The sequence below is a fragment of the Acetobacter fabarum genome, assembly GCF_011516925.1.
Classification (GTDB): domain Bacteria; phylum Pseudomonadota; class Alphaproteobacteria; order Acetobacterales; family Acetobacteraceae; genus Acetobacter; species Acetobacter fabarum.
The window spans coordinates 237,540-257,390 of the sequence record NZ_WOTG01000001.1 but is presented as its reverse complement, the minus strand read 5'-3'; the positions used below and the strand labels follow the sequence as shown (position 1 = coordinate 257,390).

At 60.2% G+C, this 19,851-nt stretch carries 19 protein-coding genes; 10 read left to right on the top strand and 9 right to left on the bottom strand.

What is annotated here, in order from left to right; all coding sequences use genetic code 11:
* The first annotated feature begins 8 nt into the window (after positions 1-8).
* On the top strand, positions 9-677 hold the full coding sequence (locus GOB83_RS01245) for a glutathione S-transferase family protein (RefSeq protein ID WP_095348950.1): 669 nt from the start codon (positions 9-11) through the stop codon (positions 675-677).
* Positions 678-705: 28 nt separating this feature from the next.
* The gene (locus GOB83_RS01240; protein WP_165925191.1) at positions 706-1,884 is read left to right on the top strand and encodes a BaiN/RdsA family NAD(P)/FAD-dependent oxidoreductase; all 1,179 of its coding nucleotides are present in this window, start codon (positions 706-708) and stop codon (positions 1,882-1,884) included.
* Positions 1,885-1,928: 44 nt separating this feature from the next.
* Here the strand turns inward: GOB83_RS01240 and rsmI are convergent, their stop codons facing one another.
* Entirely contained in the window at positions 1,929-2,894 is a 966-nt protein-coding gene (gene rsmI, locus GOB83_RS01235; protein ID WP_165925012.1) for a 16S rRNA (cytidine(1402)-2'-O)-methyltransferase, read from the bottom strand.
* Between rsmI and GOB83_RS01230 the strand changes: the two genes are divergently transcribed.
* Positions 2,882-4,339: a penicillin-binding protein activator gene (locus GOB83_RS01230; protein WP_165925190.1), complete on the top strand. Its 1,458-nt coding sequence runs from the start codon at positions 2,882-2,884 to the stop codon at positions 4,337-4,339. The two genes, rsmI and GOB83_RS01230, sit on opposite strands and share 13 nt — an antisense overlap.
* A gap of 71 nt (positions 4,340-4,410) precedes the next feature.
* Here GOB83_RS01230 and GOB83_RS01225 read toward each other — a convergent pair whose 3' ends face one another.
* The 3 genes from GOB83_RS01225 to GOB83_RS01215 all read right to left on the bottom strand — a co-directional run bounded on the left by GOB83_RS01225 (position 4,411) and on the right by GOB83_RS01215 (position 7,681).
* Positions 4,411-6,009 (bottom strand): tetratricopeptide repeat protein, encoded by a 1,599-nt coding sequence (locus GOB83_RS01225; protein WP_165925011.1) that lies wholly within the window; start codon positions 6,007-6,009, stop codon positions 4,411-4,413.
* Between the two features lie 139 nt (positions 6,010-6,148).
* Positions 6,149-6,739 carry a CarD family transcriptional regulator gene (locus GOB83_RS01220; protein ID WP_086647188.1) on the bottom strand — a complete coding sequence of 197 codons (591 nt, stop codon included), beginning with the start codon at positions 6,737-6,739 and terminating at the stop codon, positions 6,149-6,151.
* Positions 6,740-6,805: 66 nt separating this feature from the next.
* Entirely contained in the window at positions 6,806-7,681 is an 876-nt protein-coding gene (locus tag GOB83_RS01215; protein ID WP_086647189.1) for a bestrophin family protein, read from the bottom strand.
* 156 nt (positions 7,682-7,837) lie between these two features.
* Here GOB83_RS01215 and fghA point away from each other — a divergent pair, with 156 nt between their 5' ends.
* Positions 7,838-8,698, top strand: a complete 861-nt coding sequence (fghA, locus tag GOB83_RS01210; protein ID WP_086647214.1) for an S-formylglutathione hydrolase — start codon at positions 7,838-7,840, stop codon at positions 8,696-8,698.
* An 18-nt stretch (positions 8,699-8,716) separates the two neighbouring features.
* Here fghA and GOB83_RS01205 read toward each other — a convergent pair whose 3' ends face one another.
* Genes GOB83_RS01205 through GOB83_RS01195 form a run of 3 tightly spaced genes read right to left on the bottom strand, consistent with a single transcriptional unit; the run spans position 8,717 to position 10,949 of the window.
* Positions 8,717-9,346 (bottom strand): YdcF family protein, encoded by a 630-nt coding sequence (locus tag GOB83_RS01205; RefSeq protein ID WP_338420629.1) that lies wholly within the window; start codon positions 9,344-9,346, stop codon positions 8,717-8,719.
* A complete protein-coding gene (locus tag GOB83_RS01200; protein WP_165925010.1) occupies positions 9,325-10,272 on the bottom strand; it encodes a cell division protein FtsX in 948 nt (315 codons plus the stop codon). The genes GOB83_RS01205 and GOB83_RS01200 overlap by 22 nt, the downstream gene beginning before the upstream one ends.
* Positions 10,269-10,949: a cell division ATP-binding protein FtsE gene (locus tag GOB83_RS01195; RefSeq protein ID WP_165925009.1), complete on the bottom strand. Its 681-nt coding sequence runs from the start codon at positions 10,947-10,949 to the stop codon at positions 10,269-10,271. The genes GOB83_RS01200 and GOB83_RS01195 overlap by 4 nt, the downstream gene beginning before the upstream one ends.
* A gap of 267 nt (positions 10,950-11,216) precedes the next feature.
* Here GOB83_RS01195 and GOB83_RS01190 point away from each other — a divergent pair, with 267 nt between their 5' ends.
* Entirely contained in the window at positions 11,217-12,275 is a 1,059-nt protein-coding gene (locus tag GOB83_RS01190; RefSeq protein ID WP_165925008.1) for a zinc-ribbon domain-containing protein, read from the top strand.
* Positions 12,276-12,331: 56 nt separating this feature from the next.
* On the opposite strand, the gene GOB83_RS01185 is transcribed toward GOB83_RS01190, so the two are convergent.
* Positions 12,332-12,745, bottom strand: coding sequence for a hypothetical protein (locus tag GOB83_RS01185; protein WP_165925007.1), 414 nt, complete (start codon positions 12,743-12,745; stop codon positions 12,332-12,334).
* A 257-nt stretch (positions 12,746-13,002) separates the two neighbouring features.
* On the opposite strand from GOB83_RS01185, the gene GOB83_RS01180 reads away from it, so the two are divergent.
* The 5 genes from GOB83_RS01180 to GOB83_RS01160 are packed head-to-tail and all read left to right on the top strand — an operon-like array spanning position 13,003 to position 19,175.
* Complete coding sequence (locus GOB83_RS01180; RefSeq protein ID WP_086647193.1) at positions 13,003-14,799, top strand: ATP-binding protein; 1,797 nt, start codon at positions 13,003-13,005, stop codon at positions 14,797-14,799.
* The gene (locus GOB83_RS01175) at positions 14,783-16,777 is read left to right on the top strand and encodes a response regulator (protein WP_086647194.1); all 1,995 of its coding nucleotides are present in this window, start codon (positions 14,783-14,785) and stop codon (positions 16,775-16,777) included. Before GOB83_RS01180 ends, GOB83_RS01175 begins: the two co-directional genes overlap by 17 nt.
* 45 nt (positions 16,778-16,822) lie before the next feature.
* A complete protein-coding gene (gene hslV / locus GOB83_RS01170) occupies positions 16,823-17,422 on the top strand; it encodes an ATP-dependent protease subunit HslV (RefSeq protein WP_086647195.1) in 600 nt (199 codons plus the stop codon).
* A complete protein-coding gene (gene hslU / locus GOB83_RS01165) occupies positions 17,422-18,735 on the top strand; it encodes an ATP-dependent protease ATPase subunit HslU (protein WP_165925006.1) in 1,314 nt (437 codons plus the stop codon). Before hslV ends, hslU begins: the two co-directional genes overlap by 1 nt.
* Positions 18,735-19,175: a SufE family protein gene (locus tag GOB83_RS01160; RefSeq protein ID WP_095348939.1), complete on the top strand. Its 441-nt coding sequence runs from the start codon at positions 18,735-18,737 to the stop codon at positions 19,173-19,175. The genes hslU and GOB83_RS01160 overlap by 1 nt, the downstream gene beginning before the upstream one ends.
* Positions 19,176-19,245: 70 nt before the next feature.
* Here the strand turns inward: GOB83_RS01160 and GOB83_RS01155 are convergent, their stop codons facing one another.
* Positions 19,246-19,758 carry a hypothetical protein gene (locus GOB83_RS01155; RefSeq protein WP_165925005.1) on the bottom strand — a complete coding sequence of 171 codons (513 nt, stop codon included), beginning with the start codon at positions 19,756-19,758 and terminating at the stop codon, positions 19,246-19,248.
* Positions 19,759-19,851 lie beyond the last annotated feature (93 nt).

The following is a 19,851-nucleotide window of genomic DNA, read 5'->3' as shown; positions in this document are numbered from 1 at the left end:
ACTAGGGTATGCGTACCCTGTTCCATTTCCCCCTTTCTCCAGCCAGCCGCACGGTGCGCCTTGTGCTGGGTGAAAAACGCCTGCCGTTTGAAGCCATTGTTGAACGCCCGTGGGAAAAACGCCCTGAGTTTCTGGCGCTCAACCCTGCGGGTGATGTGCCCGTTCTGGTGGAAGATAACGGATTGATCGTACCCGATGTGTACGTGATCAGCGAATATCTGGAAGAGGCGTATGCCGATATTCCCCTGCTGGGCCGCACACTGGCCGAGCGGGTGGAAGTGCGCCGTGTTGTCGCGTGGTTTGAAACGCTGTTCGCCCGCGAAGTCTCAGGCCGGTTTATTGATGAACGGGTGATGAAGCGCCTGAGCGGGCGCGGCAACCCCGACGGCGGTGCCCTGCGTGAGGCCTATGCCTCCATGCGTCCGCTCATGAAATACGTGAACGACCTGGCCGAAAACAGGAGCTGGCTGGGAGGGCACTTTTTATCCCTTGCCGATTTTACGGCGGCAGCACACCTGTCCTGCCTCGATTTTATTGGCGACATAGACTGGGCCAAGGTGCCCGCCGTGCGTGACTGGTACGCCAAAATGAAGTCCCGCCCGTGTTTTCGCCCACTGCTGAACGACCGGGTTTCCGGCATTACGCCGCCTGATTACTATACCAATCTGGATTTCTGATACTTTGACACAAAAAAACGTAACGCCGATGTTTGATGTTCTTGTCATCGGTGGGGGAGCGGCCGGGTTAATGGCCGCCCTGACGGCAGGCCAGCATGGCCGCAGCGTAGCAGTGCTGGAGCATGGGCCGGAAGTGGGGCGGAAAATCCTTATTTCTGGTGGTGGGCGGTGTAACTTTACCAACCAGACCATGCGGGCCGACCGGTTTTTGTCCGCTAACCCGCATTTTGTAAAATCGGCCATCAGCCGGTATCAGCCCAGCCATTTTCTGGACCTGCTGGCCAAGCATCGCATTGCCTGGCACGAGAAAAAATTCGGCCAGCTTTTTTGCGATAATTCCGCACATGATATTGTGCAGATGCTCCTCAACGAGTGTGCCGCAGCCCGTGTGCGGATCCTGACCGATGTGCGGGTTTATGATGTCAGCAAATCTGATGTGTTCCGGGTCCAGACCTCCCGGGGGGATATGACCGCCCGTTCCGTGGTGCTGGCAACGGGTGGGCTGTCTATTCCCAAACTGGGGGCCAGCCGCTTTGCGTATGAAATGGCGCGGCAGTTTGGCCTTGCGGTTATTCAGCCCGAACCCGCTCTTGTTCCGCTGACCTTTGGTGGGGAGAGCGAGGAATGGGTGCGCTCACTGGCCGGGCTTTCGCTCCCCGTGCGGGTCACATGTGGCAAAACCACGTTTGAGGAAGCCCTGCTGTTCACGCATCGGGGCATGTCTGGCCCGGCCTTGTTGCAGATTTCCTCCTACTGGTCGGCGGGGCAGCCCCTGTTTGTGGACTTTCTGCCGGGGCAGGATATTGCCGCCCTGCTCATGAAGCTGAAAAAGGAAGGCTCCAAAGCCAAGGGTGCTGGGGCACTGGCACGCTGGCTGCCGCAACGTCTGGCCCACGCCATGGTGGAACTGGGCGCGTCCGAGCGTACACTGGCGGAATGGGCCGACCGGGACATCCGGCTTATGGCGCAGCGGGTCCACAGCATGGAGCTTAAACCGCAGGGGACGGAAGGCTTTGCCAAGGCCGAGGTCACGCGCGGAGGGGTAGATACCAAAGCCCTGTCTTCTCGCACCATGGAGGCGCAATCCGTGCCGGGGCTATATGTGGTGGGCGAAGCCGTGGACGTAACGGGCTGGCTGGGGGGCTACAACTTCCATTGGGCATGGGCCAGCGGCCATGCCGCAGGCGAGGTTGCGGGCGCGCTCTAGCCTGCCGCGGCACCCCGGCCCGCAAGGGAGCCGGGGTGTTTTTTTTATGCTTCTTTTGCTTCTGCCGCCAGTTCCAGCGTGCGCGCATAGACCGTGCGTTTGGGCAGGCCCGCTGCTGCGGCTGCCAGTGCTGCGGCATCCTTGACCGAATGCGTGCCCAGCAGGGCGCGTAATGTGGTGTCCAGATCATCAGCGGACGTTTCAACTTCCGGGGCCGGGCCGAGCAGTACGGTAATTTCGCCCCGTGGTGGGGTCTCGGCATAAAACGTGGCCAGTTCTTCTGCTGTGCCGCGCTTGACCTCCTCAAACCGTTTGGTCAACTCCCGCGCTACGGCACAGGGGCGGTCGGGACCGAATACGCTGGCCATGTCTGCCAGTGTTTCCGCTAGGCGGTGGGGGGCTTCATGCCAGATCAGCGTTGCACTCAGCCCTGCGCGTTCGGCTGCGTGCAGCCGGGCGAATGTTTCTTTCCGCGCGGCGGAGCGGGGGGGCGGAAAGCCCACAAACATATACGGGTGGGGCGGCAGGCCGGACAGGACAAGGGCCGTCAGTGCCGCGTTGGGGCCGGGGACAACGGTTACGGGAATATCGGCATCAATGGCGGCGCGCGTCAGCCTGAATCCGGGGTCCGAGAGCAGGGGCATACCTGCGTCGGATACAAGGGCAATCTGTGCCCCTTCGCTTAAGCGGCGGATCAGGTTGGGTACGCGCTGGCGCTCATTATGTTCATGCAGGGCTTCTGTCCGGACAAAAATCCCCCGGTCCGCCAGCAGGCGGGCTGTCATGCGGGTATCTTCACACAAAACCAGATCGGCCCGGGCCAGTGCCTCCGCCCCTCTGGGGCTGAAATCCCCCAGATTGCCAATAGGGGTCGCAACCAGCACAAGCCCACCTGAAAAACGCGCATGACTTGGCGCATGTCCTTCGGTATGCAAAGGTTCGATCCCATTGGAAGACGGTGCCTCGGACGGGGTGTTGGTAGAGGATGATCTGGATGATGACGCGTGCATACTCGCTCCTGTCAGGGCTTTCCCGTCAAGGTCTGGCGGCAAACCGGGCATTGTGCAAGACCGGAGTGGCTGCCCTTGGCGTAACAGGGCTGATCCTTGCCGGATGTGCCGACCAGTCCGGAACACCGGGTATGGGTGCGGTGAGCGCGCCAGCCACGCAGGCCACCAGCCACAAGGTTGGAGTGCTGCTGCCGTTGGGTGGCAACAATGCAGCCCTTGGCCACGAACTGCTTGCCGGTGTGCAACTCGCCCTTGGGGGGGAAGGACTGCCCCCCGATATGCAGATGGATGTGCATGATACGGCAGCCATAGGGGGCGCTGCTTCGGCCACGTCTGCCGCCTTGCAGGCCGGGGATGGTATTCTGCTTGGCCCGCTGACCAGTGGAGACACCGCAGTAGCGGCCCCCGCGGCACAGGCGGCAGGTATTCCCGTGCTGGCCTTTACCAGTGACATTACACAGGGGCGGCCCGGTGTGTGGGTTATGGGCATTACCCCCGAGGAGCAGGTGCAGCAGCTTGTTGCGCAGGCCAAGCGGGACGGGCGGCAGCATTTTGCGGCCCTGCTGCCCGATAATGCTCTGGGCCACGCTATGGGGAATGGTCTTGTCAGCGCCTGCCGTGATCAGGGTCTGGCAGCACCCACCATAGCCTACCATAACGGCACGGCAGACGGGATTACCCAGACGCTGCGCCAGCTATCGGGCTATGATGCGCGCGTTGCCGCAGTCAAGCAGGCCATGCCTTCAAACCCCGTACCCGGTGCCACCACAACAAGCGGTAACCCCAGTGAAGTATCCGGCCTGACCGAACTGCCAAAGGTTGCGCAGTTGCCTGCCAGTCTGGCGGCAGCCCTTGGGCAGGACCCCAACCAGCCTGCGGCCCCCATTGCCCAGCCGGGGCAGGCACCCAATGGTGCGGCAACCCTTGTAGCCCCGGCAGCCCCGCAGGTTACACTGGGCGCTCCGCCGTTTGATGCCCTGTTGCTGGCCGATATTGGGCTGGGGCTGAAAAACGTGCTGGATGCGCTGGTTGTTACGCAGGTTAATATGCCTGATGTCCGCATTATGGGGCCGGGGTTGTGGGCATCTTTTGCCTCCAAGCTCGGGGCGATCAAGGGGGCGTGGTATGCGGCACCTGACCCCACCTCCCGTCAGGCTTTTGTCACGCGCTTCATGGCGCGTAATCACCACATGCCCAAGCCACTGGCTGATATGTCGTACGATGCGGCAACCGCAGCGCTGACCGTGGCTCGCAGCGGCGTACCCGGTTACCCCGCTGAATCCCTGACGCGTCCAGGTGGTTTTGCCGGGGTGGATGGCACGTTTACCCTGTTGCCGGATGGGCGCGTACGCCGCGCACTTGGGGTGTTTGAGGTTATCGGGAACGGGAGCGACGCCCGTATGATTTCAACCCCGGTGCAGGCACGGACCGGCACATCCGGCTAAACCGTTCCAGCCAGAACAGACCAAACAAGGCGGCCCGGCATATGTGCGGGCCGCCTTTTTTGTTGGATGGCTCAACGCCGGTGTGCGGCCATGTCTGCCAGCGCCTGCGCGACGCGTACCATAACATCATCCCAGTGGCGGGGTGTGGTCTGGCGGATAATGCGCAGGGTTGGGTACCATGGGGTATCCTCCCGCCCATGCAGCCAGCGCCAGCAGTTATCGTAACGGTCCATCAGCAGGACGGGTTTGCCCAGCGCCCCGACCAGATGAACAACCGAGGTATCGACCGTTACCACCACGTCCAGCCCCATGATCAGGGCTGCCGTGTCATCCAGAGTGTGCAGGCTGTCCGTCGGGTCGTAGAGCATCATACCTTCTGGTGGGTCCATCATCTGTTCAGCGTAAGGCCCTTTTTGCAGGCTGATCAGATTAATGCCCGGTATGGCCCCTAATGGAGCAAGGGTGTGCAGGTTCATGGAGCGCTTGCGGTCAATCATATGGGCAAAGTGGGAGGTCGGGCGTGGCGCCCCTCCCCAGACCAGCCCTACATTCAGTTTGCCATTCATGGGCAAAAGCGGGGCCAGTGCCACAACCTTGTGGCTGTTGGCCCGGATATACGGCACGGGGGTACCCCATGGCTGCGATGTTGCGGCAAAAACCCGCGGCAGGCTGATAAAGGGGCAATGCCAGTCATAGGCCGGGGTCGTGCCGCCAACCTGCACCGTGTGTACCCCCGGCATGTTGCGGCACAGGTCCGCCAGTGCTTCTGGCACCCACAGGTGGGTTATGGCGCCACGTTCGGCCAGTGGGCGAACATAGCGCGCAAACATGAGCGTATCCCCCAGCCCTTCCTCGTGCGTGATCAGGATACGCTGGCCGCTCAGGTCGGTGTTGGGGCCAAGGGTTGGCAAAAGGCGTTCCATGGGCAGGCTGGTGTGCCCGGGGAGCTGGAAGCGCCATTCATGCTCGCGCCAGCCCTGAGCGTACTGGCCAGCCTTGAGCAAGGCAACGGAGTGGTTGACCCTGATCCGGGCATCCTGCGGGCGCAGGGCCAGTGCTTGGGCAAAATAACCAAAAGACTGCTCCATATGCCCCTGTGCTGCCAGAACGGAGGCAATATTGGCCAGAGTGGGTACATCTTTGGGGGTATGGGGCAGGCATGCCATGAGGCATTGCAGGGCGGTGTCCAGCGCCCCGCTTTCGGTATACGCCATGGAGAGCAGGTTATGGGCAAGCATGTCCTGCGGGTGCTTGGAGGTTGCTTCTGTCAGCGTGGTTATGGCGGCCTCGAACTGGCCTGTCTGGACCAGCAGATCGCCCAGAGCCGTGTGTATGCGTGTGTCTGCCGGGGCAAGACGGGCTGCCGCGCGGCAGACGGCAATGGCGGAAGGGCGCTGGTCCAGAGCAGCCATGATCTCGCTCAGGTCCTGTAAGGGGTGCTGGCTGCTGGGGTTGCGCAGGCCAATGTCCGCCAGAATTTGGGCGGCTGCGTGGCTGTCTCCCTCCCCACACAGGCAGAAGGCGTGCAGGATCAGGGCCTGTTCGTTCTGTTGCGCCACAAGGGGGGCCAGCAGGGCACGGGGCTGGCTGAACTGGCCTGCCTGAATGGCCTGCATGGCGTGGCGCAGTGTTGTAAGTTCCGTGCCGGGTGTTGTGGAGGGCGGGCGCATGGTTGTGTTCCGCATGGTTATGGGGCGGGCGGTAAAAACACACGGTTTCTGGCGGGGTATAAAAAACCCGGCAGGGCTGTGTGCCATGCCGGGTCAGGGTAAACTGGACCAGAAGAAAAACGCGCTTTGGCCAAAAAGCTCAGGCGGCTTTCATGACCGCGGTCAGTTCTTCTAGAACCGCGTTGGGTTCTTTCTTTTCCAGCACGGCAACTTCCGCCACAAAACGCTCCTGTGCGGCTTCGAACAGTTTGCGTTCGCTAAAGCTGCCATCCAGACTATCCACGTTGCGGCGCAGGTCACGCAGAACTTCGGCAATCTGTACCAGATCACCGGAGTTGATTTTTTCCTGATACGCAACAGCCCGGCGGGCCCACATGCCTTTGCTGACATGCGGCTTGCCTTTGATGATGGACATGGCTTTGTCCACAATCTCGCGCGAGACAATCTTGCGCAGGCCAGACTTGCGGGCCTTGGAAAGCGGGATACGCAAGGTCATCTGGTTGCCGGGGAAGGAAATCTGGATCACTTCCAGCTTTGTCCCGGCAATTTCGTCAATCCCGATCCGGTCTACACGCCCGACGCCGTGAGCGGCATAGACAATGGAATCCCCTTCCTGAAAAGGGTCTTCGTCTTTCACCTTGGTTTTGGCCTGGGCCGCAGTGGTGGCGGCAGCGGTGCGTGCCATTGCATCTGTCACGCCGCCTTTTGGAGGTGTTCTAAACGTGTTCATGGTCGAGACCTGTAGCATAAAATGCGCTGTTTGTCTGCAATATAAAGAATAGGGGCGGCAATGCTCTTATTGCTGGACGCCGTTTTGTGTCTGCAGGGGTGGTGCGGTCTGGTCACCCGTGGGCTGGACCACATCAATTTCAATATTACGGGCCATGGTTGCCATGGGCAGCGCGTGCGGAGTGCCCGAAAAAGGGTTTTGCAGGTCGTCTGCACTCTTGTCCAGAATAAGGAACAGGCACCCCACAAGCGATGACCCAAGGGGGGTAATCCATTCCAGCGTCTGCACCATGGAAAGGGGCAGAACAATACAGAAAATATTGACCAGCGCGCGCGGCAGGGCGGAAAACTGCATGGGCAGGGGGGTGTTGCGAATACGCTCCAGCCCGCCCTGTGCGTTGGCAATGTCGGACAGGATGCGGTCAATCTGGCCATGAACGGCGCCATCTATGCCCTTGCGGGTGACTTCCTCCGTCACGCCCAGACCAATCTGGTAGAGAATGGCGTTGGGTTTGTTGCGGTATGGCTCAATGGCTTTGAGCATGTGGGGGGGCAGCAGGCGCTCCACATCCGCGCTGGCATCAACCGGGCCAAGCGCCATGCGCAGGGCGTGGGGGTAGGCGGCAATGGCGTACATCAGGTCATGCCGGTCGCCCAGCAATGTGCCGGCCTGCCGGCCAAAGGAGCGGCAGTTATTGGTAATGGCGCCCCATAATGTGCGCCCCTCCCACCACCGCGCATACGCACTGTTGGAGCGAAAGCCCATGAACAGCGCCAGTGCCGAACCAATAAGGGAGACGGGCAGGCTGGGCTGTTCCATCCATTCCTGATGGAAAATCTGAAAAAGAATGACAACAACCAGATCCCACGCAGCCATAAGCAGGATGACCATAAGGATTTCCCGCGTGATAATGCGTAAGCCGACCTTCTGGTCAACGATCATTCAAAAATCTCCGGTTTCTGTGTCACTGGGCGGAATGCCCGGTGCCATTTTAACACACAATACATCGCAGGGTTGCCAGTGCGATTATGGTTTGTGCATGCTGGGTAATGGTAAGCATGAGCACGTATGGCTGACCAGATGAAAAGGGTCGTGGGGATGACGGAAACAACAGGGCTGACACTGCTGGAAGAACACCGGGCGCATGGTGGGCGCGTGATGTTTTACGAACATGCCTCCAGCGTGCTGGGGTTGCCCGCGCGTTTTGGCGTGTTTTTGCCACCAGCGGCAGAACAGGGTGGCAAAGTGCCGGTTGTGTATGCTCTGGCCGGGCTGACCTGCACACAGGAGACTTTTCTGATCAAGGCAACAGCACTGGCCGAAGCCGCCCGGCTGGGCGTGGCTCTGGTTACGCCAGATACCTCCCCCCGTGGTGCAGGTATTGAAGGTGAGAACACGGACTGGGATCTGGGAACAGGTGCGGGCTTTTACCTGGATGCAACCCGGCAGCCATGGGCACAGCATTACCGTATGGGCAGTTACATAGCACAGGAACTGCCTTTGCTGGTGGAAGCCGCCCTGCCACTGGATGGTGCAAGGCGGGGGATCATGGGGCATTCCATGGGTGGGCATGGTGCGCTGGTGCATGGTTTGCAGGCCCCCCTATTCTGGAAGTCCATTTCCGCCTTTGCGCCGGTTGTGCACCCTTCTGTTGTGCCATGGGGCAAAAAGGCGCTCTCCACCTATCTGGGGCCAGACCACGCGGCATGGCGCGCGCATGATGCCGTGTGCCTGCTGGAGGATGGCTATACCCATCCCGCTCCCATTCTGGTGGATACAGGGCTGGCCGACCAGTTCCTGCAACGCGAACTCCAGCCGTGGCACCTAGTAACCGCAGCAGAAAAAGCCGGGCAGGCCCTGATCTGCCGCGAGCATGAAGGGTATGACCATTCCTACTGGTTTGTGCAGAGCTTTGTGGCCGACCACCTGCGCCACCATGCGGGGTTGCTGGGGGCATAAGCTCCCGGCTCTGCACCTTTAAACCTGAAGTGAGGGGTTGTGCTTCATGCCCGCCAGTGCGCCCAGCCACTTCATGTATTCCATGCCCATCAGCCGCAGGGTGGACAGCCGCCACGGGTGGTCCATGGCAGGGGGCATGACCGGGTAAGGTGTTAAGGTCACATCGGGCAATGTGCGCCCGAGTTCGAGCATGGCGCGGCGCATATGGTAGCCTGCAGTAACAATAATCAGGCTGTTGATATGGTGGTCCGCAACCCACGCGGCAGTTTCGGTTGCGTTGCCAATGGTCGAGCGTGCCTGATAGCCCAGTGTAATGCGGGCGGCCATGTCTGGCGGGGTAGAGGCTGGCAGTAATGCGCGCACCGATGTCTGAAGGTCCACGCCGGAAATAAGCAGGCGAGCATCAGGGTTGCTGGCCAGCAGGCGGAGGGATGTTTCCACCCGCCCTGTGCCCCCGGTCAGGGCCACAATACCATCAGCATGCATGGTGGGGGCTGGGGGCTGGCGCGCATCATGGACAAACCAGACAAACCCGGCCAGCCAGCACCCGGCGGCCAGCAGGCAGGTTTTTTGCACCAGAGGCAGGAACCGCCGGGTCAGGCAGGGCAGGGGCGTGGCATTGCGCATTATGGGAGGCGGAGCAGCCACAGGCGTACCATGACCTGAGTTGTAAACCAGCAGATAAATGCTGCGGCAAAAGGCAGAAGTGCCAGTGCGCACAGCATGTCTGACGGTATGGTGTTTGCCAGTGCCTGCCAGTTCTGGGGCAATAGCCGGTCGGGCGTGGTGAGCGGCGCACTGGCAAAAGGGGCTGCCATCTGCAGGAGCAGCAACAGGGGCAGGCAGGCCATAAGGGTGCCGCTTAACCCACCACCAAAGCCAAGGGTTGCGGTCCGCCATGCAAAGCGGCCGGCAATATAACTGTCCGAGGCCCCAAGCCCGTGCAGGGTTTTAATAATATCCTTGCGTGTGGCAAGGCCGGTGCGCGTGGCAAGGCCTGTTATCATGGTGGCAATGCCGCCCACACTCAGCAGGGCCAGCCCCGCGCAGGCCAGCAGGCTGTTGGCCAGTGCCCGCAGGCGTTCGCCCCAGCGGGCGTTATGCTCCATAATGGTGCCGGGAACATGGGTGCCCAGTGCCTGCTCCAGTGTGGCAGGCACACTGGCGTCTGGTGGAAGTTTAACGCGGATAATTGCAGGCAGCGGCAGGGCAGAGCTATCTGTTTCCCCCAGCCACGGTTCCAGCAGGCGGGCCAGTTCGGGTGGGGTTAACTGGTGTACTTCTGTGCCGTCTGGCAGGCTGGCAAGGTCTGCCAGAACGGCCTGCACACGGGTTGTGGTGGCGCTGCCACCACCTTGTGCGGGCAGTGGAGCATTTGCATCTGGTACCTGAATGGTGAGCAACTGGGCAGCCCCCCCTGACCAGCGGGCGGAAAGTGCCCGCGCACCACTGGCCCCGGCCAGAGTGAGTGCCGCCAGAAAGCCCATCATGGCCACCAGCGCGAACAGGCTGCGATCCGGCAGGGCTTCGGAAAGGGAGAGGCCATCCTTACGGCCGGAAAAAGGCCGCGTCATACCTGTGCATCTCCCTCATCCACCAGCCGCCCACGTTCAAGGAACAGAAAAGGCCGTTCAAGCCTGCGCACCAGAGATTCGTTGTGGGTCGCCACAATAACCGTGGTGCCCATGGCGCTGAGTTCGGCAAACATATCAAGCAGGCGGCAGGCCTGACTTTCCTCCAGTGCATTTGTCGGTTCGTCCGCCAGAATAAGGCCCGGCCGGTGGATAATGGCGCGCGCAATGGCGGTGCGCTGCTGCTCCCCGCCTGAAAGCCGGGTGGCGGGAACATCCAGGCGCTCGCCCAGCCCCACCCATTTGAGAATGGCGTGAACCTCGTCCTGAATTTCGTCCTCAGGGCGGTTTTGCAGGCGCAGGGGCAGGGCCACGTTATCGGCCACGGACAGATCGGGCATGAGCTGATAGTCCTGATGCACCATGCCGATTCTGTGGCGCAGGCGCACAAGAGCTGCACGCTTTTCGTCCTGCGCAACGGTTTTACCCAGAATGGTCATCTGTCCGTCGGTTGGCAGGTTTTCAAGATGCAGCAGGCTGAGCAGGCTGCTCTTGCCCGCCCCTGAAGGCCCAAGCAGCCAGCGGAATCCGCCCTGCGGCACAGCAAAGGACAAATGGGCCAGAACAGGCCCGCTATCCTTTTTGCCCCGGCGCCAGGATACATTGTCCAGACGAATCATTTACCGCTTTCCGGGCAAAAAAGCACAAAAATAAGGCAGTTTAGTCATCCCTCAACTGTAGCGGATTGTTCCGTGCACTGTCGATTGAGAAGCGCCATTCAGTGCTGAATTGAAAAAGGCGCTCCGTGCCTTTAGGATCGGGGGCTGGCACGGATTGCCTTTTCCTGTGATAGGAAGGGGGGTTACGTTTGTCTTTCGCCCTGATGCCTAGCCTGCCGTTCCAGCCAGACCGGGGCAACAGGGAGAGGCCCTGCTAAGAGAGTGTTCATGAAGATTGTCTGTCCTTCCTGCGGTGCGGCATATCAGGTTCCCGAAGCTCTTCTGGCTAAAAGGCATACGCTCAAATGTTCGGCCTGCGGCGTTAAATGGCGGCTGACCCCGCCTGATGCACCCGAAGATGCCCCAGCAGGCACAATAGCCCCCGCAGCAGCCCCCGATGCCCCTCCCGCAGTAATAGCTGCACCTGTTGAGAACACTCTGGCAGAACCGCAGGCTCCATCACTGCCAGCCCAAAGTGATCCGGGTACACCAGAACACACCCCGGAGCCGGCGGATAACAAGGTAGAGCCGGTTGTGGCTCCCTTTGCTGCCCCTCCGGCAGAAGCCAAAAGTGTGCAGGTTGAACCGCAGGAGCCTGTGACCCCCGCTCCTGCACCTGCTCCCCTGGAGGCCGAAGCAGCCGGGGAGGGGGATAACGCCAGCGAACCCCCGATTGTTCCCGTACCATCTGCTCCGCAGGGGGATGTGCCCCTTGCACCCGCCCCCGTTCAGGCCGAAATCCAGCCAGAGCCAGAGCCAGAGCCAGAGCCAGAGCCAGAGCCAGAGCCAGAGCCAGAGCCAGAGCCAGAGCCAGAGCCAGAAGTTCCGGCCGTTGTTGCTCCCGTGGTTCCTGCTCCAGTGCCCCCCGCTGCACCGCTGGTTGCGCCTCCCGCACCAGCAACGCCTGTGTCTGCGGTTCCTGTGGCCGAGAGGGCAGCACCACCAGCCCCTACACTGTCACGCACAGTGCAAATGCCGGGCAGGCTGCCGCTGCGTGCGGAAACAGATAAAAAAGAGAGCGCACCACTCGCGGCCCATATTGCACGCCCGGCTTATAAGCTGGGCACAGGCTCTGCCTTGCAGATGGTGCGCGAAGCGGTTGCCAGCGTATCCAAACGGGCTGCCGGTACGGATATACGTGCCCTGCTGCAAAGCGAGCTGTTCTGGCGCAGGGCCTGGATTGCGAGTTTTGTGCTGGCCGCACTGGTTGTGCTGGGGGCATGGCACTGGTGGGCGGCCATTGTGGACGCATGGCCTGCCGCGGCCCGGCTCCACCAGCCGGGCTAACACCGTTTGATGCCCCGCAGGCCGTGCGGGGCAGGTGGAAGCGTGTGGGTGGGCGCTTAAAGCTTGCGGCCGACCAGCATGGCCAGCGTGGCGCCTGCCGCGGCCACGGCCATAAGCCCCAGACCATCGCAGATCAGCCCGCTGGCGGTCAGTTCGTGCCCGGCAAGTACAATCTGTTCGGGAATGGCGCTGGCAACGCTGGCAATGGCGTCATGCGCCTGCGGGTCGGCTGATGCGGTGGTGCGGGTCAGGGTTTTGACCAGTGCTGGCAGTGCCGCCCATGCGGCCCCTGCAATGAGCAGGAGAGGGGCAAACAGTTCGGCCATCTGCTGCACAAAATAGAAAACAAAATAACAGGCGGCTCCAATGGCCGTACGCAGCACCCGCAGCCCGGCAGAGGCCGAAGTGTTCTGGCGGGAGGACATGGCAAGAGGTTGCTGGGAAGCGGGTATAGGTGTGCGCGTGTCCATGAACCTGTGTTCCTTCAGGTAATCCGAGGCGGAAATGTCGGTCAATCTGCCAGTGGGGCAGGCTGCTCAAGTAAAGAGCGGCCTTTATACCGTTCTTGTGTGTGTCTTGCCACCATGCTTGCAGCGGGGCAGATGCAGGCCGCCGGAGTGGTAACGCATTCGCGAGCAGACGGCGGATGTTTTTGTTTGGTATGGGTTTAAAATCGGATTTAAGCGCAAAAAGGATGGGCCTAGGCGTCCAGCTATAGGCGGAATTTATGGATTTTCTTTCCTGCTCCATCCTGTTCGCGGGTGTGAATGCAACATGCGAACAACAGCTTGTGGCCGAGCTGGACAAACGTGGTCTGGGTGTGCGCGTAGCCGCAGATGGCCGCGCGGTTTTTGCCGGGTTTGATACCGAACTCCCAAGCCTTCTGGTGGTGCAGGACCACCTGCCCGATATGTCTGCCGCCCAGCTATGCCAGCGCTTGCGGCTGACATCGGCCACGCGGGGTATACCCGTGGTTGTGCTTGTAGATGAGCATGATGCCGAGCAGGAGCGGGAAATTCTGGAACGTGGGGCAGATGCCTGCTTTTGCGCGACGGATGACCCGGTTTTTCTGATTTTTCGCATATGCGCACTTCTGCGCGAGTTCGGGGATGAAACCGCCGAGCGTGAAGGGGCTGTGTTCCGTCAGCCGCGTGTTTCTGTTGTGACCGCACCGGGGGGCGTTTTATGGGCATGGCCCGATGGGGCGAGTGTTGGCAAAACGCCGCGCCTTGTCCAGATGCTCCGCCAGAATGGTGAGGACGCAACACTGGTGGAAGACCCCGACAGGCTTGAACTCTCCAATGTCAGTGCCGGGCGTATCCAGCCCGACTGCATTGTGGTGGATCTGAGCTGCCCGGCCTTTAACGGCCTTGCTCTGGCACAGACAGTTGCAGCCTTCCGGCGCAGGAGCCGCCAGTGTACGCGAGTGCTGGGGGTGGTCGAGCATGGCCAGCTCACGGCCGAAAAAATACGGCTGGCGTTTAACGCCGGTGTGGATGACCTGACGGACTCGGACATAGCCCCCGCACTGCTGGTTGCCCGCATAAGCAGCCTTGTGCGCCGCAAAACCTTGCAGGATGAAGCCCGGCGTGAGGAAGCGCATATAGAAAGTGCCCGCGCCCGTATGGCACTGGCCGATGCCCTACGCCGCGTTAATGCGGATCTGGCAGCGGCTAACCGTAAGTTGATTGATGCACAGGTCAAACTGGTGCAGTCGGCCAAAATGGCGTCTCTGGGGGAGCTTGCAGCAGGTATTGCACATGAGTTCAATAACCCGCTGGCCTTTGTTCTGGCGCATGAAAACACGGTCAAGCGCAGTATGGCGCAGGCTTTGCAGGCAGTAAGGCAGAACGATATTGGCGTGGCTGAAGCTGCCCTGACCAAAGGGGCCGAGCGTCTGGCCTCCTCCCTTGTCGGGTTATCAAGGCTGCGTGAGCTGGTGGCCAGCCTGCGGCGTTTTTCCCGTCTGGAGGAAGGCGAGTTCCGCCGTCTGGACGTGCCCGAGGCCATTGCCATGGTGCTGACACTTCTGGCCCCCAAACTTGGGCAGGAAATAGCGGTGGAGTGCCGCCTGGAAGCACCGCCGGAACTGGTCTGCCAGGCAGCGCTGGTTAATCAGGTGGTCATGAACATTGTCAGCAACGCAGCTGACGCCATTCTGGAGCAGCGCGAAACAGCCCGCAAACAGGGTGGTTCTGCACCGGCCAGAGGCAAGGACCAGATTTTGATCGCCTCTTTTTTGGAAAAGGCAGAGGCCGAAGGGGCCGAAAATTACGTGTTGCAGATATCGGATACAGGGCCGGGGGTGCCGCAGGAATTGCAGGAACGCGTTTTTGAACCGTTTTTTACAACAAAACCTGTAGGCTCGGGGACCGGGCTAGGTCTGGCAACGGCATATGGGGTTGTGCAGGCCCATGGCGGGAGTATTGTTATAACAAACTCGGGAGCCTTGGGTGGTGCCTGCTTTACCATTCGTGTGCCCTATAAATCAGGAGAGGAGAGGCGCGGTGAGCACGTTATATGAACCAACACAGCGCCCTTTTGTGCTCGTTGTGGATGACGAGCCGGAAATTCTGGTCGCACTGTCCGACCTGCTGGAAAGTGCCTACACGGTCCTGACCGCTTCCTCGGGGGAGGAAGGGCTTGAGCGCCTGCGCAGTAACCCCGGTGTTGCTGTTATTGTTTCCGACCAGCGCATGCCGGGCATGACGGGTGATGTCTTTTTGGCCCATGCGCGTGACCTGTCTGCGGCGGGGGCTATCCTGCTCACGGGGTATGCGGATATTTCCGCCGTGGAAGCAGCCCTTAACCGGGGCCAGATTTCCTTTTTTGCGTATAAGCCGTGGGATGATGAAACCCTGCTGTCCATGGTCGGGCAGGCGGCTGCGCGGTATTTTCTGGAAAAAGAGCTGGAGTGCGAACGCCTGCTTCTGCGCGGGTTGCTGGATAACCTGCCCTTTGGTCTTGCAGTCAAGGATCAGGCGGGCTGCTTTGTGCGGCTTAACCAGCAGATGGCAAGCCAGCTGGGCCACACGGTTGCGCAGTGCATTGGCCAGCGCGAAGAGGATCTGGTGGATGGCCCACGGCTGGAAAGCCTGAAGGAAGCACAGGGTCAGCTTGCCCAGACCGGGCGCGACCAGCAGGTGCTCCAGCTTCCGGCACAGGATGGCCCGGCCCGCTGGCATGACCTGACGCGCGTCAGGCTGGATAGCCTGCGCAACACTCCTGTACAGTCCTCCATGCTCTCGGATTATTCCATTCTGATCGACCGGGATGTGAGCGAGCTTTTAAGTCTGGAGCAACGGCTGCGGCAGGCGCAAAAAATGCAGGCCATTGGCACATTGGCCGGTGGCATTGCGCATGACTTCAACAACCTGCTCACGGCTATTCAGGGTTCTCTGGAACTGGTGCAGGACCTTGAACCTCCAAAGGAGGCCTCGGTCGTCCGGCTGTATGAGAACGCCATGGAAGCCGCCCGGCGTGGCGCGGTGCTTACCCGCAAGCTGCTGGACTTCAGCCGCCCGAGGCATCTGGTCTGCCAGCGGGTGGATATGCATGATGTGCTGGAAAACCTCCAGACCTTCATGAAGCAGGGGAAGGTGCCCGAGGAAATCCGCGGCGCGCTGGATGCATCCCGTCTGGAGGGCATGAGCCGCTTTAGCAGCGTGCGCTTCAATATCCCTCAAGAGCCGCTGCCCCCGGTCTGGACAGATGCCGTGCAGCTTGAACTGGCGGTCTTCAGCCTGTGTGTCAATGCGCTGGATGCCCAGTCGGAAGGGGGAGAAACCTGCGTTTCTGTCCGTCAGGTTGCGCGCCTGCTGGGGCGGCATGTGGGGCGTGAGCATGCCGGTGCATGGGTGGTTGTGCAGGTGACCGATCGCGGCATTGGCATGACGGAGGACATACGCGCCCGTATTTTTGACCCGTTCTTTACCACCAAGGGAACAGGGCAGGGCATGGGGCTTGGCCTGTCCATGATCTATGGCTTTATCAGCCATTGCGGGGGAGAAGTGCGGGTGGATAGTGCCCCCGGTGGTGGGACGTCCGTTGAGCTATGGTTCCCCGCCATGGATCAGGAAATGGCCGCTGCCATTCCCGCCGTGCCAGCCAACACGGTGCAGACCATAGCGCGTGTTCTGCCAGAAAACGGGGCAGGCAGCACCATTCTGGTCGTGGATGATGAACCGGGTGTGCGCGCGGTAACCAGCGGCTTTTTGCGCCGTGCTGGGTATGAGGTCATGGAGGCGGCAAGTGGCGCCGAAGCCGTGGAAAAAGTGCAGTCCACCCCCGGCATTGCCCTTGTGGTCATGGATGTGATGATGCCGGGCATGAACGGGGGCGAGGCCGCACGACGCATCCACGATGTGCGTGCAGACCTGCCGGTTCTGTTTGTTACCGGCTATGCGGATTTTGGCGTGCTGCCAGAAGGGGTTGCCGTTTTGCACAAGCCTTACACGCGTGATGCGTTACTGGGAGATGTAAGGGCTATGCTGGCAGCATAGCCCACCCCCTTGTGTCCTGCGCCAGAACGCCTATTTCTTGGTGTTATGGATAGTTTTCATTCTGCTTCGTCTTCGCATGATCCCGTCGGCTGGCACGGGACCACCATTCTTTGTGTGCGCCGTGGCGCGCAGGTTGCCATGGCGGGGGATGGCCAGGTGACACTGGGCAGCACCGTGATCAAGGGCAACGCCCGCAAGGTCCGGCGCATTGGCCCTTCCGGCACCATTCTGGCAGGGTTTGCCGGTGCTACAGCAGATGCCTTTACCCTGCTGGAGCGGCTGGAAGCCAAGCTGGAGCGCTACCCAAACCAGCTGGAGCGCGCCTGTGTGGAGCTGGCAAAGGACTGGCGCACGGACCGCTACCTGCGCAGGCTGGAGGCCATGATGGCCGTGGCCGATGCAGAACACTCCTTTACCCTGACCGGCAATGGGGATGTGCTTGAACCCGAGGACGGTATTATTGCCATTGGTTCGGGCGGGAACTACGCCCTTTCGGCAGCGCGGGCACTGCTGACGGTAGAAGGGCTGGGGGCGGAGGAAATTGTAACCCGCGCCATGAAGATTGCAGGCGATATCTGCGTCTATACCAACCACTCCGTGCGGATAGAAACGCTGGATGCCAAAACGGCGGGAGACAAAGCCTGATGCAAGCCCCCCATCTTTCCCCGCGTGATATTGTTGCCGAGCTTGATCGCTACATTGTAGGGCAGGGCGATGCCAAACGTGCGGTTGCCATTGCCATGCGCAATCGCTGGCGCAGGGCGCAACTGCCAGAAGCCATGCGGGAGGAGGTTGTTCCCAAGAACATCCTCATGATCGGCCCGACCGGCTGCGGCAAAACCGAAATTGCCCGCAGGCTGGCCAAACTGGCGCAGGCACCCTTCCTTAAGGTGGAAGCCACAAAGTTTACCGAGGTCGGCTATGTTGGCCGGGACGTGGATAGCATTGTGCGCGATCTGGTGGATGCTGCCATTGTCATGCTCAAGGACATGCGTCGCAAGGATGTGGAAGAGCAGGCAGCTCAGGCGGCGGATGAGCGGATTGTCAACGTACTGGCAGGTGATGGCTCCTCGGCCGATACCAAAAGCAAGTTCCGCACCATGCTGCGCAGCGGTCAGCTTGAGGATAAGGAAATTGACATTGCCATAACCGATCCCGCCCCCACAGGCCCGGCAGACATGCCGGGTATGATGCCGGGGAGCGTGATCAACATTGGCGATATGATGAAAGGGTTTATGAACCGCGCCCCCAAGCAGAAAAAACTCCGGATTTCCGATGCCCGCAAACAGTTGCAGCGGGAGGAGGTCGAGCGTCTGCTGGATAGCGAGAGCTTAACGCGTGAGGCTGTAGCCCATGTGCAGAACAACGGCATTGTTTTTCTGGATGAGATCGACAAGGTCTGTGCCCGTTCATCCGAGAGCGGAGTAAAGGGGGGCGATGTCTCGCGCGAGGGGGTGCAGCGCGACCTGCTGCCCCTTATTGAAGGCACGACCGTTTCCACCAAGCACGGGCCGGTCAAAACCGACCATATCCTGTTTATTGCTTCTGGTGCGTTCCATCTGGCCAAACCGTCCGACCTGCTGCCGGAATTGCAGGGGCGTCTGCCTATTCGTGTGGAACTGCAACCCCTCTCACGCGATGATCTGCGGCGTATTCTCACCGACCCGGAACACTCCCTGCTCAAACAGTATTCCGCCTTGATGAAAACCGAAGGTGTAAACCTGACCTTTGCCAATGATGCCGTGGATGCGCTGGCCGAACTGGCTGCGGACATTAACGAACGGGTGGAAAATATAGGCGCGCGCAGGCTTGCAACAGTGCTGGAAAAACTGCTGGAAGATATTTCCTTCACCGCACCCGAGCGTGGGGGCGAAAATGTTGTTGTGGATGGCGCCATGGTGCGGGACAAGGTGGCCCCACTGGCCCGCAAGGGCGATCTGAGCAGGTTTATTTTGTAATGGAAGCACCTTTTGTAACGCCGCAGGAAGACACTGCGGCAGAAGCCATCGAAGCCATTGGCGACGAACTGGACGTGTTTGATGACTGGATGGAACGCTACCAGTACATCATAGAAATGGGGCGCAAGTTGCCACCATTCCCACCAGAATGGTGCAATGATGCGCACCGTGTGCCCGGTTGCCAGAGCCAGGTCTGGCTGGAGGCAAAGGAAGCTGATGGCAGGCTCTACTTTGCGGGCCTGTCCGATGCCGCCATTGTCAGCGGGTTGGTGGCACTTCTGCTGCGTGTGTATTCTGGTCGCACGCGGGAGGAAATTCAGGCAACGGACCCCGGCTTCCTGCGTGATCTGGGGTTGGTACAGGCTTTGTCCACCAATCGCGGTAACGGGGTTGAAGCCATGGCCCGCGCCATGCGCTCGGCTGCTGCCGTATCTGCCTGATCAGGCCCGGTTGTCTGTGCCCCCAGCCTGTGGGTTACAGGCTGGTTTGGGGGGGTGAGATATAAAGTGTTCAGTAGTCCACCACGCCGGGGTAAAAACAGCCAACAAGATGTTCAATAATCTGTTGGTAACGGGCTTTTTCGGCTTTTGGGTATCTCAGTTCAAAATTTGAGAACTGATGTTTTTTCCAGAATATCTTGGCGTAAAATTCTGATTTTTCATCTATATCACCCGAAAGAACGGCGCAGTCCCGGTGAATGGTCCTGTAGGTGATATTGCGCTTTCCTTCGGCGATATAGGAAATTTCCTCCTCGAGAGTTTCAGGGGCGAAGGAGCCGTAAACCAGAAGGTCACCGCCATCTTTGGCCAGAAAATGCTGGCCGTCTCCATTCCCAGCTTCCCCCTGCGGCGTGAAGAGGTGAGACGGGTAGCATATCTGATACCCAAAACGTCCGTTTGTATAAGTCTGCCATGTAATGGCCTGTGTTCTGGCTGGTGCACAAAGCGCAGAGGTCGGCCCAGCACTTGCTAAGGCAAACGGCAAGGCTCCCAGCAGGAGTATTTTTCGTACACTGACAGACATATCGGTTTTTCCTGCTGTTTTCTTGCAAAGAGCAGCCTACATGGTTCGGCTGTCTGGTGGAATGCAGGTGCTCAGGCACAAAAAAGCCGGTCC